This window comes from Wenzhouxiangella psychrophila (assembly GCF_042310375.1).
In the GTDB taxonomy this organism is placed as follows: Bacteria; Pseudomonadota; Gammaproteobacteria; order Xanthomonadales; family Wenzhouxiangellaceae; genus Wenzhouxiangella.
In genome coordinates this window covers 84,974-99,806 of the sequence record NZ_JBHJMQ010000011.1, presented here as the reverse complement: position 1 = coordinate 99,806, position 14,833 = coordinate 84,974, and the positions used below count along the sequence as shown (strand labels likewise).

Below are 14,833 nucleotides of genomic sequence, written 5' to 3'. Positions count from 1 at the left end.
ACCGCTTGGACTCGCAACGAGTGATCGACTCGATGGATTCAGATCAATGAAGCGTCTTGCAGTGCAGTTCCTGCTGGTTGCCATCCTGGGCTGCCAAGCCATGACCGGGGCGGCCCGGACGCCGGTGCAGGCCATCGAGCCGACCACGGGCCGCAGCACGGAATCGCTGCGTATGACCGGCAACCTGGTCGCGCGCCAGGTTTCGGGCCTGTCGACACAGGAGTCCGGGCTGATTTCGACCATCCACGTCGATGCCGGCGATGCCGTCGAGCGGGGCGACCTACTGGTCGAACTCGACGTCGGCCTGGTCGAGCAGGACGTGGCCCGGGCCGAGGCCGCCCGGGAAGAAGCCAGGGCATCGCTCGCCGAAGCCCGGCGCCTGGCCGGGGAAGCTCGCCGGCTCGGCGACGACAGTTTCTTTCCCGAAACCGAGCGCCGAGCTCGCGAGTCCGCCGTCGTACTGGCCGAGGCGGCACTTGCACGGGCCGAAAGTGAACTCTCGCGCGAGCGTGAACGCCTCGATCGCCATCGCCTTTCCGCGCCGTTCGACGGCGTCATCAGCCAGCGCCATTTCGACCGGGGAGAATGGGTGGATCCGGGCTCGGCGGTGGTCGAACTGGTCAAGGTCGACGAGCTTTGGCTGGACGTGCGCGTGCCGCAACGTTACTGGCAGGACTTGCGTGATCGGGAAAATGTGACTGTCCGGGCCTGGGCCGATGTGGATCCGGAGCGCGAACTCGATGCCCGCGTGCACGCGCGCGTACCGCTCAGCGACCCTACCGCCCGTACTTTCCTGCTCCGGCTTCTGGTCAATGACGATTCCGGCCGCATCACGCCGGGCATGTCGGCCGGCGTCGAGCTCATGATCGAGCGCGACGAAACCACCGTGCGCATACCGCGCGACGCGATCCTGCGCTACCCCGATGGCACCACGACGGTGTGGATCATCGAGGATGGCGGCAACCGCGCCACCGAAAGGGAAGTCGTCGTTCAGCGGAATATCGGCGATCTCGTCGAGCTCGAAGGCGAACTGCCCAAGGATGCGCGGGTAATTACCCGCGGTAACGAGGTGCTCAGTGAGGGCGAGGCAGTGCGCATTGTCGAGGGTGAAAACTGATGTTCGAGGGCATCATCCGCCACGGCGTCATCCTCACCGTGGTCGTGTTGATCATTGCGGTACTGGGCGTGCTTGCGGCCCTGCGCATCCCGGTGCAGATGATTCCCGACCTGGAAGTCCGGGTTATCGGCGTGGAAACGAGCTGGCCCGGGGCTACACCGCAGGACATCGAGAAGGAAATCCTGATCGAGCAGGAGCAGTACCTGCGCAGCATCCCGAGCATGGACCGCATGATCTCGACGGCCAGCTACGGGCGGGCCGAGATCGAGCTGGAGTTTCCCTTTGGCACCGACATCAACGAGGCGCTGATCCGGGTCAACAACGCGCTCAGTCAGGTGCCCTCCTATCCGGAAAACGTCGACGAGCCGCGGCTCGAAGCCAGTTCGTTTTCGCAGAATTCTTTCATGTACTTCCGCATCACACCGCTGGAGGACAACCCCTTCGAGCTGGACATGCGGCTGATGTACGACTTTCTCGACGACAACGTACGCCCGCGCCTGGAGCGGGTCGATGGCGTGTCGCGGATCAACATCGGCGGCGGCGCCGAACGCCAGATCCGCATTCTCGTCGACCCCGGCGCCCTGGCCGAACGCGGCATCACGCTCACTCAGGTGCGCGACGCCGTGCGCGGGCGCAACCGCGACACTTCAGCCGGCGACGTCGAACTGGGCAAGCGCCGCTACCTGCTGCGCACGGTGGGGCGATTCGAAAGCCTCGAAGAAATGGAGCGTCTGATCGTCGATCGCCAGGATGACAGCCTTGTACGACTCGAAGACGTCGCCAACGTCGAGGCCTCCTACTACGAGCAGCGCGACCTGAGCTTCGCTGGCGGGCAGCCGAGCATGAGCATCTCCGTCGACCGCGAACCCGGTTCCAACGTCATCGACATCAAGCAGGCTCTCCTGCCGGAAGTCGAGCGAATCAACGCCGAAGTACTCGAACCGGCCGGCATGCAGATGGGACTGACCAGCGACGACGTGCGCTACGTGCAGGCCTCGGTCGCCAATGTCTGGCAGAACCTGATCCTGGGCGCGTTGCTCGCCACCGCGGTGATGTTTTTGTTCCTGCGCTCATTCGGCGCCACCCTGGTGGGTGTCATCGGCGTACCGATCTGCACCATCGCCGCCTTTCTCGGCTTGCTGGCGGCCGGGCGGACCATCAACGTCATCTCGCTCGCCGGTGTGGCCTTTGCCGTCGGCATGACGCTCGACAACAGCATCGTCGTGCTCGAGGCGATCGAACGCCGGCGGCGCGAGGGTCTGGACCGCATGGCCGCCGCGCTGGATGGCGTCAGGCAGGTCTGGCCGGCGGTGCTGGCATCGACCATGACGACCGTGCTGGTGTTCGCGCCGATCTTCTTCATCCGGCAGGAAGCCGGCCAGCTCTATTCCGACGTGGCCGTGGCCATATCGGCCTCCATTCTGGCGAGCATGCTGGTCGCCATCTCGGTGGTACCGACGCTGAGCGCACGCATGAACTTCGGCGTACGTGATACCGGCCGGGCGCACGGTCATGCCTTGCGCGACCGCATTCTCTCCGGTGTGGGATGGCTGATCGAATCGACCCGGCGGCGATGGGCGACACTTGCGTCGGTCTTCGTCGGCGTCGCCGTGATCATCATCACGCTCACGCCACCGGCCGAATACCTGCCCGAAGGCGAAGAACCCAAGACCTTCGCGACCATGATCGCCCCGCCGGGCTACAACCTCGAGGAGATGCGGCGTATCGGCGAGCAGGTCGAGGACTACCTGATGCCCTTCGTCGGTGACGACCCGGCGCGCTTCGAGCGCGGCGAAAGCGAGGTGCCGGCCATCGCCTACCTCAACCTGTCGATCAGCACCGACAACATCTGGGTACTGGCCGAGTCCGTCGATCCGGGCCACATCGAGCCGCTGATGGACGCCCTGGAAGCGCACTACGAGACCTATCCGGGGATGCGCGCCTTCGTGAGCAGAGGCTCGATCATCTCGAGCAACGACGGCGGCACACGCAGCGTCAATCTCGATATCACCGGCCGCGAACTGGCCGATATCTACCGCGTGGCGCGGCTGGCCTACGATCGCGCCGAGAACCTGTTCGACGATCCCCGCCTGGGCTCCTCGCCGTCCTCGCTCTCGCTGGATCAGCCCCTGGTCGAAATTCGCCCCGACTGGGAACGCGCCGCCGAGATGGGCATCGATGGGGCCGACCTCGGCTTTTCGGTGGCGGCCCTGACCGACGGCGCTTTCATCGACGAATACTTCCGCGGCGACGACAAGATCGACATCTTCCTGTTCAGCCAGGCCGGCAGCGAGCAGCGCCTGGATCGCCTGGAGGAACTGCCGGTCTACGTGCCCGAGGCCGGCGTCGTGCCACTGGCCAGTCTGGCCGACATAATCGAGACTGTCGATACCGACGCCATTCGCCGGCTCAACGGCCGGCGGACCGTCACGCTCAACATCATTCCGCCGCGTTCGGTCGCGCTCGAAACCGCCCTGGGCGAGGTACAGACCGAAGTGGTGGACTGGCTCGCCCGCGAGGGCCACCTGGGCGAAGAGATGAGCCTCGACATTTCCGGCGCCAGCGACCAGCTGATGGAAACGCGCGCGGCGCTGGGCGGGAATTACATCGTCGCCATCATCCTCTGCGCGCTGGTCATGGTCGCCATCTTCGGGCACTGGGGCTGGCCCTTCGTGATCCTGACCTCGGTGCCGCTGGGCATCGCCGGCGGCATTGCCGGCCTGGCCCTGCTCAACGGCCTGGGCAGTCTGCTTCCCCTGGTCGGCGGCCCGGCGATCAGCCAGCCGTTCGACATGATCACGATGCTGGGTTTCCTGATCCTGCTCGGCGTGGTGGTCAACAACCCGATCCTGATCGTCGATCGCACCCTGCGCAACCTGCGCGAGGGCATGACCGACGCCGTCGAGGCGGTACGCGAAGCCGTGTCGACCCGTATCCGCCCGATCATGATGTCGATGATCACCACCCTGTTCGGCCTCGCTCCCCTGGTGTTCATCCCCGGCGAGGGCACCGAGCTCTATCGGGGCGTGGGCGTGGTCGTGCTCGCCGGCCTGCTGTTTGCGACCGTGGTCACGCTGACCTTCCTGCCGGCACTGCTGGTGACGATCCTGAAGTTCAATGAGCGACGGGCGGGTGTTTCTGGGCGGTAGACAGTAGCCAGTATCTGGTGGCGCTTTGATTTAAAAACTATTTGTCCACAGATGAACACAGATACTGACTGAACAAGAAACAAGGAAATCTTTGATCATTGGTTCGGATTTCCAGTTTGTCGACAGACTCTCGAATGCGGGTTTCATTCTTTGTATCTGTGTTTATCCGTGTTCATCTGTGGACAATAATTTTTTTGGCTAATGGCACGACACAAGATCTTGTCACTGTGCGTCGCCAATTCAACGCACAGCCAGATGGCCGAGTAAGTAGAAACCGAATGCAGTCATGACCCGCTATTGGGGTAATCTACCGGCGTTGCCAACTCGCCGCGCAGGAGTCCGCGCATGCAATTGATCACGAACAAGACCGGCAGGTCCGTGTTGCGTTCCTTGTTATTTATCCTGATTCTGTCGAGTTCGGCTCATGCTGCCGAGCTGATGCTTGCGCCGGGTATGACGAGCGAGGGGCAGGCTACGGCGAATATCAGCCTGTCGTTCGACTGGGACAAGCGCTGGTTCGAGAGCGAGACCGGTTATCTCGGCGGCTACTGGAACGTCGCCTACACCTGGTGGGAAGCCGGGCGCTTCGGCAGCGACGAGCAGTCGGTGTCGGTTTCACCGGTGTTCGTCTATCACTTCAATGTCGAAGGCTGGCGGCCTTTCGTCGAGGCCGGCATCGGCGCGGCGTATTTCAGCGATGAACAAGTCGGCGACCGCCGTCTGGGTTCGCGGGCGCAATTCGCGGACCGTCTGGCCGTGGGGGTGCAGCTGAGCGAACGCGATGCGCTGCGGCTCCGGGTCATTCACTATTCCAATGCGGGCCTGGAAGAACCCAACCAGGGCATCAATAGCTGGGCGGTCGTCTACAGCCGGAAGCTCTGATCGCCGCCGTCAATTCTTGCCGGTCGGGCCTTTATCCGCATTGGGCTTCGTGCCCTCGCTTTTCGGGTCGGGACGCCCGGATGCCGGCTTTTCGGCCTTTCCAGCCTTGTCGTCCGCTCTTGCGCGATTACCGGCGCCGAAATCCTTCGGCGCACCGATATGGCGCAGGCGCACTTCGGCATGTCCGACCTGGGGCATACGCTCGCGCACGGCTTCCCGGTCGACGAGCCGGTCGGCACCGTCGCTGAGGTGATCAAAAACCTTCTTGTAGCTGTCGGTGAGCTCGTTGATCAGCTGGGCACTCTGGACGAAATGCGCGTTGACCTCCTCTCGAAACCGCTCGTTTTCCTTCTTCATTTCGTTGACGGACATGGGTCCGGCGCGGCGAACGGCGAACATCCAGACAGCGCCAGCGCCGAGCGCGGCCCCGGCAACCAGTGCGATGATGGCCCATACGAGAGTGCTCACATTGATCTCCTGCCTTCAAGCCTGCACACATCATAACAGTGCGGTCGTTACCGCCCCGTTTATTCGTCTCCATCTTTCCAGCGCAGTTCGTAGAGGTCGTGGCGCCGGTCGGCGAGATTGCGCACCGAGCCGTGCGAACGGATCTCGCGCAGGTTGTCGAGGTCGAGATCGGCGATCAGCATGGTCTCGGTATTGGGGGTCGCCTCGTGCGCGATGGCGTCGTGCGGAAAGGCAAAGTCCGAAGGCGTGAACACCGCCGCCTGGGAGTACTGCATGTCCATGTTCTCGACCCGCGGCAGGTTGCCGACCGAGCCGGTGATGACGACGTAGCACTCGTTCTCGATCGCGCGCGCCTGGGCGCAGCGTCTTACACGCAGGTAGGAATTCTTGGTATCGACCCAGTAAGGCACGAACAGGATATTCATGCCGCTGTCGGCCAGCAGCCGCGGCAGCTCCGGAAACTCCACGTCGTAGCAGATCAGGATCCCGATACGACCGAAGTCGGTATCGAAGACCTTGACCTTGTCGCCGCCCTTCAGGCCCCAGTAGCTCACCTCGTCGGGCGTGACATGAACCTTGTACTGGCGATCCCAGGTGCCGTCGCGCCGGAGCAGGTAACAGACATTGCGCAACCGCTCGCCGTCGTACTCCGGCATGGAGCCGGCGATGATGTTGATGTTGTAGGACACCGCGAATTTCAGCATCTGGTCGCGGATCGCTTCGGTGTAACCGGCCAGCTGCCGCACCGCCTCTGCCGGCCCCTGATCGTTCCAGGGCGCCATCATGGGGCCGTTGAAGAATTCCGGGAACAGGACGACATCGGCCTGGTAGCCTGAAACGGCATCAACGAAGTATTCGATCTGGTTGTATAGATCTTCGAGCGAATCGGTCCGGCGCATCTGCCACTGCACGGCCCCGACGCGCACGTCCGACGGCCGGCCGCCGATCATCTTCTCCGAGCCCTCGTCGAAGTAGATATTGACCCATTCGAGCAGCACCGCGTGACCGGCCGAATCCTCGTCGTCGGGCAAGTAGTTGCGGACGATGCGCCGAACCTGGAATTCGTTGGCCAGCTGGAAGGTCAGGATGGGGTCGACCAGCTCGCGTGCACGGACCTTGGCCACGTACTGCTGCGGCGTCATCTCATCGGCGTAATGCCGATAGCCGGGAATCCGGCCGCCGACCACGATGCCCCTGAGATTGAGGTTCTCGCACAACTCCTTACGCGCATCGTAGAGGCGGCGGCCCAGGCGCAGGTCGCGGTAGTCGGGGTGAACGAAGACATCGACACCGTAGAGCACGTCGCCTTTCGGGTCGTGGGTGGTCAGGTAGCCATTGCCGACGATATCCCAGTAACGGTGGCTCTGGCCCCAGCGGCTGTACTTGACGATCATCGAGATCGCAGCGGCAACGACCTTGCCGTTGTCCTCGATGCAGATCTGGCCTTCGGGAAAGCGCGTGACCTGCGACTCGAACTGTTCCCGCTCCCAGGCGCCGTCCAGGCCCTTGTAGACCCGGTCCATGATCTCGGCGATGTCGTCGTAGTCTTCCTTGCGCGAGGGACGCAGGATCAGGCGGTGGGACTCGGAATTGTTGTCAGTACTGCTCACGTGCGTGATTCAAACGCTCTGGAATAATGAAAGTGTAGACACATGTGCACAGATTAACGCAGATCAGGTTGACTCAGAATTCACCACTTTCGAAGACCGTCTCGCCGCCGACGACGGTTTGCAACACTTCGACATCGGCCAGGTCGGAGGCTTCCACTTCGTAGGGATCGGCGTCGACGATGATGAAATCGGCCTGCTTGCCGACCGCCAGGCTTCCGACTTCTTCCTCGGCGAACCCGGCATGAGCCGCGTCAGTGGTGAACCCGCTCAACGCCTGTTCGAGCGTGAGGGCCTCCTGCGGTCGCCATCCGCCGGGGGGCAGGCCGTCACGCTGGCGGGTAACGGCCGCATGCACGCCCAGCCAGGGGTTGACCGGTTCGACCGGGAAGTCCGAACCGAGAGCCAGGTGAATGCCTTGCTCGAGCATGGTCGCCCACGCGTAGGCGCCCTCGAGTCGCTCCTCGCCCAGGCGATCGCCGGCCCAGCGCATGTCGGAGGTGGCGTGGATGGGCTGCATGCTGGCGATGATGTCGTGTTCGGCCAGACGCGGGATGTCGTCGGGATGGATGATCTGCACGTGCTCGATGCGGTGACGCCCCGGATTGTCCGGATCATCGCCCTCGCCGGCGGCAATGGCATCGATCACCTGTCGATTGGCGGCATCACCGATGGCGTGGATGCCCAACTGCAGGCCGCAGCCCATCGCCCGATCGACAAGGGCCTGCATGGCCTCGTCCGATTCGAACAGCAAGCCGCTGTTACCCGGGTCGTCGCTGTAATCGTCGAGCAGGGCCGCGCCGCGGCTGCCCAGCGCGCCGTCGGCGTAGAACTTGACCGAGCGTGCCTGGAGCCGTTCACCGGCGTGTGGGCCGTTTTCGCACAGCCAGTCGAGCATGGCCTCGTCACCGTCGGCGAACGCCGTGATGCGCACCGACAGGTCGCCCGCCTGGTCGAGTCGTCTGTAAAGGCGAAAATCCGCCAGGCTGGCGCCCATGTCGTGCACGCCGGTCAGGCCGTAGCGCGCCATTTCCGCCAGCGCCAGATCGAGTGCGCGTTCGCGCACCGCTTCGCCGGGTTCCGGCATGGCGTCCTCGACGAAGCGCATGGCGGTATCGATCAGGATGCCGGTGGGCCGGCCGTCGTCGTCACGGTGAACCGATCCGCCCTGCGGCTGCCAGTCCCCCGACAGATCCTTCGTCGCCCGCTCCAGAGCGACCGAGTTGGCCCACCCGGCATGGCCGTCGACGCGCACCAGCCAGACCGGGCGTTCCGGAAAGGCCTCGTCCAGGTCGGCCGCGGATGGAAACGCCTGCCCCTCCCAGCGCGTCTGATCCCAGCCGCGTCCGGTCAGCCAGGCCCCTTCGGGCAGGGTATCGGCATGCGCTTTGAGCGTCTCGATCGCCTTCTCGAGACTGTCGGCCGTGGTCAGGTCGGCCTGGAGCCGCGCCAGCCCCAGGCCCATGACATGGCCGTGGGCGTCGATCAGGCCCGGCAGCAGCGTCCGGCCGCCGGCATCGACGGCTTCGAGATCGGGGTGGCTGGATTCCAGCCCCTCGGCATCACCCAGGAACACGATTTCGCCGGCCTCGTTCCAGGCCATGGCCTCGACGAGCGGCGTATCGGCGTTGAGTGTGTGAATGCGGGCATTGACGACCGCGCCGGGCTGGCCGGCGACAGCGGAGAAGGACAGCAACAAAAGCGAAACGAGCAGAAAGTTACGGGACATGGCAGAATCGATGGGCAGTCAGGGAAATGCCGGTCAGTCTCCAACGCCGTCACGGTTTCGTCAAGCGATCGTCACCGGACAGCCACAAGCCGGCTCTAGCCTGCCAGTCACATCCACGGTGAGGTGGCGATATGACACAGCGCAACCCGTTCCCCTTCAAGCGCAACGTTCGAACGATCTGGATTTCCGACGTCCACCTGGGCTTCCCCGGCTGCAGCGCCGACTACCTGCTCGATTTCATCCGCGAGATGCGTTGCGAGACGCTCTACCTGGTCGGCGACATCGTCGACTTCTGGTACCTGAAGAAAAAGCGTCACTGGCCGCAGAGCCACAGCAACGTCATCCGCTCCCTGCTGGGCAAGGCCAAGCATGACACGCGCGTGGTGTTCGTGCCCGGCAACCATGACGAGGCCATGCGCCAGTACAACGGCATGACCATCGGCAATATCGAGGTCATCAATGAAATCGTCCATGAAACCGCCGACGGCCGGCGCCTGCTGGTACTGCACGGCGACCAGTTCGACGCAGCCGTGGTCAGCTCACCCCTGCTGGGCCTGATCGGTTCGCGACTCTACGACGGCCTGCTCAAGCTCAACCGCCTGGTCAACTGGGTTCGGACGAAGATGGGGCGCGAACACTGGTCGCTGGCCGCCTACCTCAAGCAGCGGGTCAAGAAAGCGGTCAAGTTCATGTCCAACTTCGAGGAGGCCGTTCGCCGGTCTGCCCAGACCAACGAGGTCGACGGCCTGGTCTGCGGTCATATCCACCGTCCCGAGATTGCCGTCGGCGAGGAAGTCATCTACCTCAACTGCGGCGACTGGGTCGAGAGCTGCACCGCGCTGATCGAACATCACGACGGCACGATCGAGCTGATCCGTTCGAGCGACACGCAGGAAGTGGTCAAGCGCCTGCCGCCGCTGCGCAAGCGCTCACCGAACCCGGACGCAGTCAAGGCGGCATGAACATCCTTCTCGTGACCGACGCCTGGGCGCCCCAGGTCAACGGTGTGGTCCGTACGCTCGAGAGAACCCGCGACGCCCTGATGGAACTGGGTCATCGCGTCACGGTGCTCTCGCCCGCCGGTCGCACCTTCCCCTGCCCCGGCTATCCCGAAATCCGCCTGGCGCTGCGACCCCGCAAGCTGATGCGCGAAGCCATGGCCGGCGGCCCCTTCGACGCCGTTCATATCGCCACCGAAGGCCCGCTGGGCCTGGCGGCCAGCCGCTGGTGCCGCCGACACCGCCTGCCCTTCACGACCTCCTATCACACGCGCTTCCCGGAGTACCTGCGCATGCGCGCGCCAATCCCGCTGAGCTGGGGCTATGCCTGGATGCGCTGGTTCCACTCACGCGCAAGCCGGACCTTCGTGCGTACGCCGACGCAGAAGTCGCTGCTGACCGAACGGCGGCTGAAGAACCTGCACATATGGCCCGGCGGCGTCGACACCCAATTGTTTCGTCCGGGCGAGCGTGATCGGCTTCAGCTACCGCGCCCGGTCAGCCTTTACGCCGGGCGCGTGGCCGTCGAGAAGAACCTCGAAGCCTTCCTGGATCTCGACCTTCCCGGCTCGAAGGTCGTCATCGGCGACGGGCCCGCTTTGGCCGATCTTCGGGAGCGTTATCCGGACGCCCATTTTCTCGGCTATCGCCACGGCGAGGAACTCGCCGAGTTGATGGGCTCGGCCGATGTCTTCGTCTTTCCCAGCCGCACCGACACGCTCGGCCTGGTGATCCTGGAATCCATGGCCTGTGGCGTGCCGGTGGCCGCTTTCCCGGTGCCCGGGCCGGCCGACCTGATCACCGACGGCGGCAACGGCGCGCTCGACGAAGACCTGCGCGAGGCCGTCTTCCAGGCCCTGTCAGTCGACGGCGACTGCTGTGTCGAGTTCGCGGCCGGTTTCTCCTGGGACCGCTGTACCCGGCGCTTCGTTTCGCTACTCCAGCCGGTCGAAGATGAAGGCGTGCCGGGCCGGTATAATCGGCGACCATGTCACTCACTGCCCCCGGCCCCGAAACCCGCGTCTATCGGCCTGCCGAACTGAACAAGGAGGTCCGCCTCCATATCGAGGCGGGTTTCCCGAGGCTCTGGCTCTCGGGCGAGATTTCCAACCTGGCGCGGCCACCCTCGGGGCACCTGTACTTCACCCTCAAGGACCAACGCGCCCAGATTCGCTGTGCCCTGTTCCGCGGCAACGCCGCCGGCGTCGGCTTCCGGCCCGAGAACGGCATGCAGGTGCTCGTGCGCGGACGCTTGAGCCTCTACGAACCCCGCGGCGATTATCAGCTCATCGCCGACGGCCTGCTGGAGGCCGGCGCCGGTGCCCTGGCCCAGGCCTTCGAGGCGCTCAAGAAGAAACTCGAGGGCGAAGGCCTGTTCGACGAAGCCCACAAGAAGGCCCTGCCCAGATGGCCCGAGCGCATCAGCGTTGTAACCTCCCCGTCGGGCGCGGCCGTTCGCGACATCCTGCAGACGCTGGGCCGCCGCTGGCCGCGGGCGAAAGTGCGCATTTATCCCAGCCAGGTCCAGGGCGAAACCGCCCCGGCGGAGCTCGTACGCTCCCTCGAGGCCGCCGACCGGCACGGCTTCGGCCAGGTCATTTTGCTCGCGCGCGGGGGCGGATCGCTGGAAGACCTGTGGGCCTTTAACGACGAAAACCTGGCGCGCGCCATTCATGCCTGCCGCACGCCGGTGATATCGGGCGTCGGCCACGAGACCGACTTCACCATCGCCGATTTCGTCGCCGACCAGCGCGCACCCACACCGACTGCGGCCGCGGTCGCCGCCACGCCCGACGGCCCCGAACTGCTCGTCCAGCTGGACCGGCAGGCCTCACGCCTCCAACGCGCGCTCGACCAGAAACTGATGCAGCAGGCTCAGCGCCTCGACCACGCCGACAACCGGCTCCGGCAGCAACATCCCGAGCGACGCCTGGACGAATTGTCCCGACGTCGGGAAGAACTGGCTCGCCGCGGCGAACTCGCCGTCAAGCGACAGCTGGATACGCGCCAGCGGCAGCTTCAGGGCCTCGAAAGCCGCCTGGCCGCCCGCCACCCGAAACGCCAGCTCGAACAACTGCAGCGACAAGTCGGCATGCTCCGGGCACGCCTGGACCGCGCCGCCACGCACGCCCTGGAAGGCCGCCAGCAACAACTCGCCGCCGTCGCCCGATCGCTCAACAACATCAGTCCGCTGGCCGTACTCGAGCGCGGCTACGCCGTGGTTCGGGACGAGAAGGGCCAGGCGATGACACAGCGCAATCAATTCGACAAGGGCAACCGAATCAATATCCTGATGGACCAGTTTGAGGTGGACGCGGAGGTCGTGAACGCGCCCCGGGACGCTCGCCTGAAATGAGTTATCGCCTGCTCGCGCCCGTCACGCACGAGGTGGAAGTCAAGAAAAGCCGATTCATCGCCCAGGCCGCTCCCGTCGACGACGAGAAAGCTGCCCGCGAATTCATCGAGCGAATCAGCGACCCGGCCGCCAACCACAACTGCTGGGCCTGGTTGATCGGCGACAACTACCGTTTCGACGACGACGGCGAACCCGGCGGCACCGCCGGCCGCCCGATCCTGCAGGCCATCGAGAACCAGGGCTACGACCGCACCGTGGTGGTCGTCACCCGCTTCTTCGGCGGCACCAAACTGGGCACCGGCGGCCTGGCAAGAGCCTACGGCGGCACGGCCAACGAAGCACTGCGGACTGCCGAGAGCGCCCCCATCGTGCCGAAGGTTCGGCTGCGGCTGACCCTGCCCTTCGAATTCGTCGACGCCGCTCACCACGCCCTGTCCGAGTTCGAGGGCGACAAGCACGACGAGGAATACGACAGTGAGGGCGTCACGCTGATCGTGACCATCCCGGCGGTCAGCCGCGCTGCCTTTGGCGATTACATGAGGGATCTTGCAAAGGGGAGGGTGAGGGTGGCGAGGATTTAGGCTCCGTTTGAACGGGGGCTGCCGACTGGTGGCGCTACGGCTTTCGATCTGGCTTGAAAATTTTCAAATTCGAAGCACCAAGTACCAAACAAATTCTAATGACCGAAATTTGAATGTTCGAAACAGGAACGGTGCTGGAAAGACAGCTGATGCGGGTGCCTCGAAACCAAACGACACAAGCGAACCAACCCAAACAAAATCACCAAGGCCGCGCGGAGTGGCTTGTCCGTGACCTCGGCGCAGCCGAAGCGCGGAGCGGGGAGCGGAAAACAGCCGGCGGATGTCTGAACGAAGGCCCGCAGGGCCGTAGTGAGTTCCGCCGGCGCCGCTCCCCGCGAGCACTGCAGGGCAGCCAGCGGCATCAGCCGCTGGCCAAGCCGTGGGAACGGACAAGCCACTACGCGCGGCCGCCCCACCCTGAGCTAGACTGAATAAACGATGCCCCCCGACGCCAAGCACCTTCATATCGCCATCATTGGCGCCGGATTCGCCGGTATCGGTACCGCCATCCGTTTGCGCCAGCGTGGCGAAAAGAACTTCCGGATCTTTGAAAAGGCCGAGGGCGTCGGCGGCACCTGGTGGGTCAATCGCTATCCCGGCTGCGCCTGTGACGTGCCCTCGCGGCTGTACTCGCTCTCCTTCGCGCCCAATCCGGACTGGACGCGGCACTTCGCACCGCGGGCCGAAATCCAGGAATATCTCGAACGACTGGTCGAAGAACACGGGCTGCAACAACACTTGCAGACCGGCACCGAAATCGTTCAGGCCAGATGGATCGACGCCAACGGCCAGTGGAACCTGGAGGACGCACACGGCCGGCAATACACCGCCGACGTACTCGTCACCGCCATCGGTGGCCTGTCGCGGCCGGCCTGGCCGGACTTCCCCGGACTGGACGAATTCTCCGGCGAAATTGTTCATTCACAGGAGTGGCCCGGCGAGCTCGATCTGAATGGAAAACGCGTCGCGGTCGTCGGCACGGGAGCCTCGGCGGCGCAGTTCGTCCCGCATGTCGCCGAACAGGCCGGGCACTTGACCGTTTTCCAACGCACGCCGGCCTGGATCATCCCGCGCCACGATCGGCCGATCGGCCCGCTGCGTCGGCAGCTGTTCCGTCGCTTCCCCGTCCTGCTACGCCTGGCGCGATTTTTGATCTTCGCGCGTAACGAAATGCGGGTGCCGGCCCTGCTGCGCTGGCACTGGCTCGGCGCCGGCCACCGCTGGCTGGCCGACCGGCACCGACGGCGCCAGGTCCGGGACCCGGAGACCCGCCGGAAATTGCAGCCGAATTACGACATCGGCTGCAAGCGCGTCATTCTGTCCGACGATTTCTACCCGACCTTCAATCGCGACAACACCGACCTCGTGGACCACGCCGTCACGCGCGTGACCGAAACCGGTGTCGTCGACGCCGCCGGAAGGCACCACAAAGCCGACACGCTGATCCTGGCGACCGGTTTTCGCGCCACGGAGCCGGTTCCACAAGGCATGATCACCGGTCGCAACGAGCGCGACCTGGCCCGGCAATGGCGCGACGGCCCGGCCGCCTACAAGGGTACGACCGTGCACGGCTTTCCCAACCTGTTCATCCTGCTCGGCCCCAACACGGCCCTCGGACACAGCTCGGTCCTGTTGATGATCGAATCGCAGATTCGGTACCTGCTCTCGGCCCTCGACCACCTCGACTCCGGCGAGGGGCCGCTGGAGGTCAGTCGCGAAGCGGAAACGGCCTGGAACGACTGGATCGAACAGCGCCTGGCGCACTCGGTCTGGAACGCAGGCGGCTGCAGCAGCTGGTACCTGCACCCCGAAAGCGGGCGCAACACGACCATCTGGCCGGGCTTTGTCCTCGACTTCCGCCGCAGACTAATGCGCTTCGACGCCGACGCCTACCGCCGCACGTGAAAAAGGGAAGGGAGCCCCGGCAAATCGTAGCGAGCGGGTGG

The 14,833-nt window shown here is 64.5% G+C and carries 11 protein-coding genes; 8 read left to right on the top strand and 3 right to left on the bottom strand.

Annotated elements, in window-relative coordinates:
* Positions 1-46: 46 nt before the first annotated feature.
* From ACDC66_RS13400 to ACDC66_RS13390, 3 genes are all read left to right on the top strand, one after another.
* Positions 47-1,117 carry an efflux RND transporter periplasmic adaptor subunit gene (locus ACDC66_RS13400; protein WP_376697234.1) on the top strand — a complete coding sequence of 357 codons (1,071 nt, stop codon included), beginning with the start codon at positions 47-49 and terminating at the stop codon, positions 1,115-1,117.
* Complete coding sequence (locus tag ACDC66_RS13395; protein WP_376697233.1) at positions 1,117-4,266, top strand: efflux RND transporter permease subunit; 3,150 nt, start codon at positions 1,117-1,119, stop codon at positions 4,264-4,266. The genes ACDC66_RS13400 and ACDC66_RS13395 overlap by 1 nt, the downstream gene beginning before the upstream one ends.
* A 345-nt stretch (positions 4,267-4,611) precedes the next feature.
* On the top strand, positions 4,612-5,148 hold the full coding sequence (locus ACDC66_RS13390; protein WP_376697232.1) for an acyloxyacyl hydrolase: 537 nt from the start codon (positions 4,612-4,614) through the stop codon (positions 5,146-5,148).
* A gap of 9 nt (positions 5,149-5,157) precedes the next feature.
* Here the strand turns inward: ACDC66_RS13390 and ACDC66_RS13385 are convergent, their stop codons facing one another.
* From ACDC66_RS13385 to ACDC66_RS13375, 3 genes are all read right to left on the bottom strand, one after another.
* On the bottom strand, positions 5,158-5,616 hold the full coding sequence (locus ACDC66_RS13385; protein WP_376697231.1) for a ZapG family protein: 459 nt from the start codon (positions 5,614-5,616) through the stop codon (positions 5,158-5,160).
* 59 nt (positions 5,617-5,675) lie between these two features.
* Positions 5,676-7,226, bottom strand: a complete 1,551-nt coding sequence (locus ACDC66_RS13380) for a GNAT family N-acetyltransferase (protein ID WP_376697230.1) — start codon at positions 7,224-7,226, stop codon at positions 5,676-5,678.
* Between the two features lie 73 nt (positions 7,227-7,299).
* Entirely contained in the window at positions 7,300-8,952 is a 1,653-nt protein-coding gene (locus ACDC66_RS13375) for an amidohydrolase (RefSeq protein ID WP_376697229.1), read from the bottom strand.
* A 131-nt stretch (positions 8,953-9,083) separates the two neighbouring features.
* Here ACDC66_RS13375 and ACDC66_RS13370 point away from each other — a divergent pair, with 131 nt between their 5' ends.
* From ACDC66_RS13370 to ACDC66_RS13350, 5 genes are all read left to right on the top strand, one after another.
* A complete protein-coding gene (locus ACDC66_RS13370; RefSeq protein WP_376697228.1) occupies positions 9,084-9,914 on the top strand; it encodes a UDP-2,3-diacylglucosamine diphosphatase in 831 nt (276 codons plus the stop codon).
* Positions 9,911-10,993, top strand: coding sequence for a glycosyltransferase family 4 protein (locus ACDC66_RS13365; RefSeq protein ID WP_376697227.1), 1,083 nt, complete (start codon positions 9,911-9,913; stop codon positions 10,991-10,993). The genes ACDC66_RS13370 and ACDC66_RS13365 overlap by 4 nt, the downstream gene beginning before the upstream one ends.
* Complete coding sequence (xseA, locus tag ACDC66_RS13360; RefSeq protein WP_376697226.1) at positions 10,939-12,306, top strand: exodeoxyribonuclease VII large subunit; 1,368 nt, start codon at positions 10,939-10,941, stop codon at positions 12,304-12,306. Before ACDC66_RS13365 ends, xseA begins: the two co-directional genes overlap by 55 nt.
* Complete coding sequence (locus ACDC66_RS13355; RefSeq protein WP_376697225.1) at positions 12,303-12,887, top strand: IMPACT family protein; 585 nt, start codon at positions 12,303-12,305, stop codon at positions 12,885-12,887. Before xseA ends, ACDC66_RS13355 begins: the two co-directional genes overlap by 4 nt.
* A 438-nt stretch (positions 12,888-13,325) precedes the next feature.
* Positions 13,326-14,792, top strand: coding sequence for a flavin-containing monooxygenase (locus ACDC66_RS13350; RefSeq protein ID WP_376697224.1), 1,467 nt, complete (start codon positions 13,326-13,328; stop codon positions 14,790-14,792).
* Positions 14,793-14,833 lie beyond the last annotated feature (41 nt).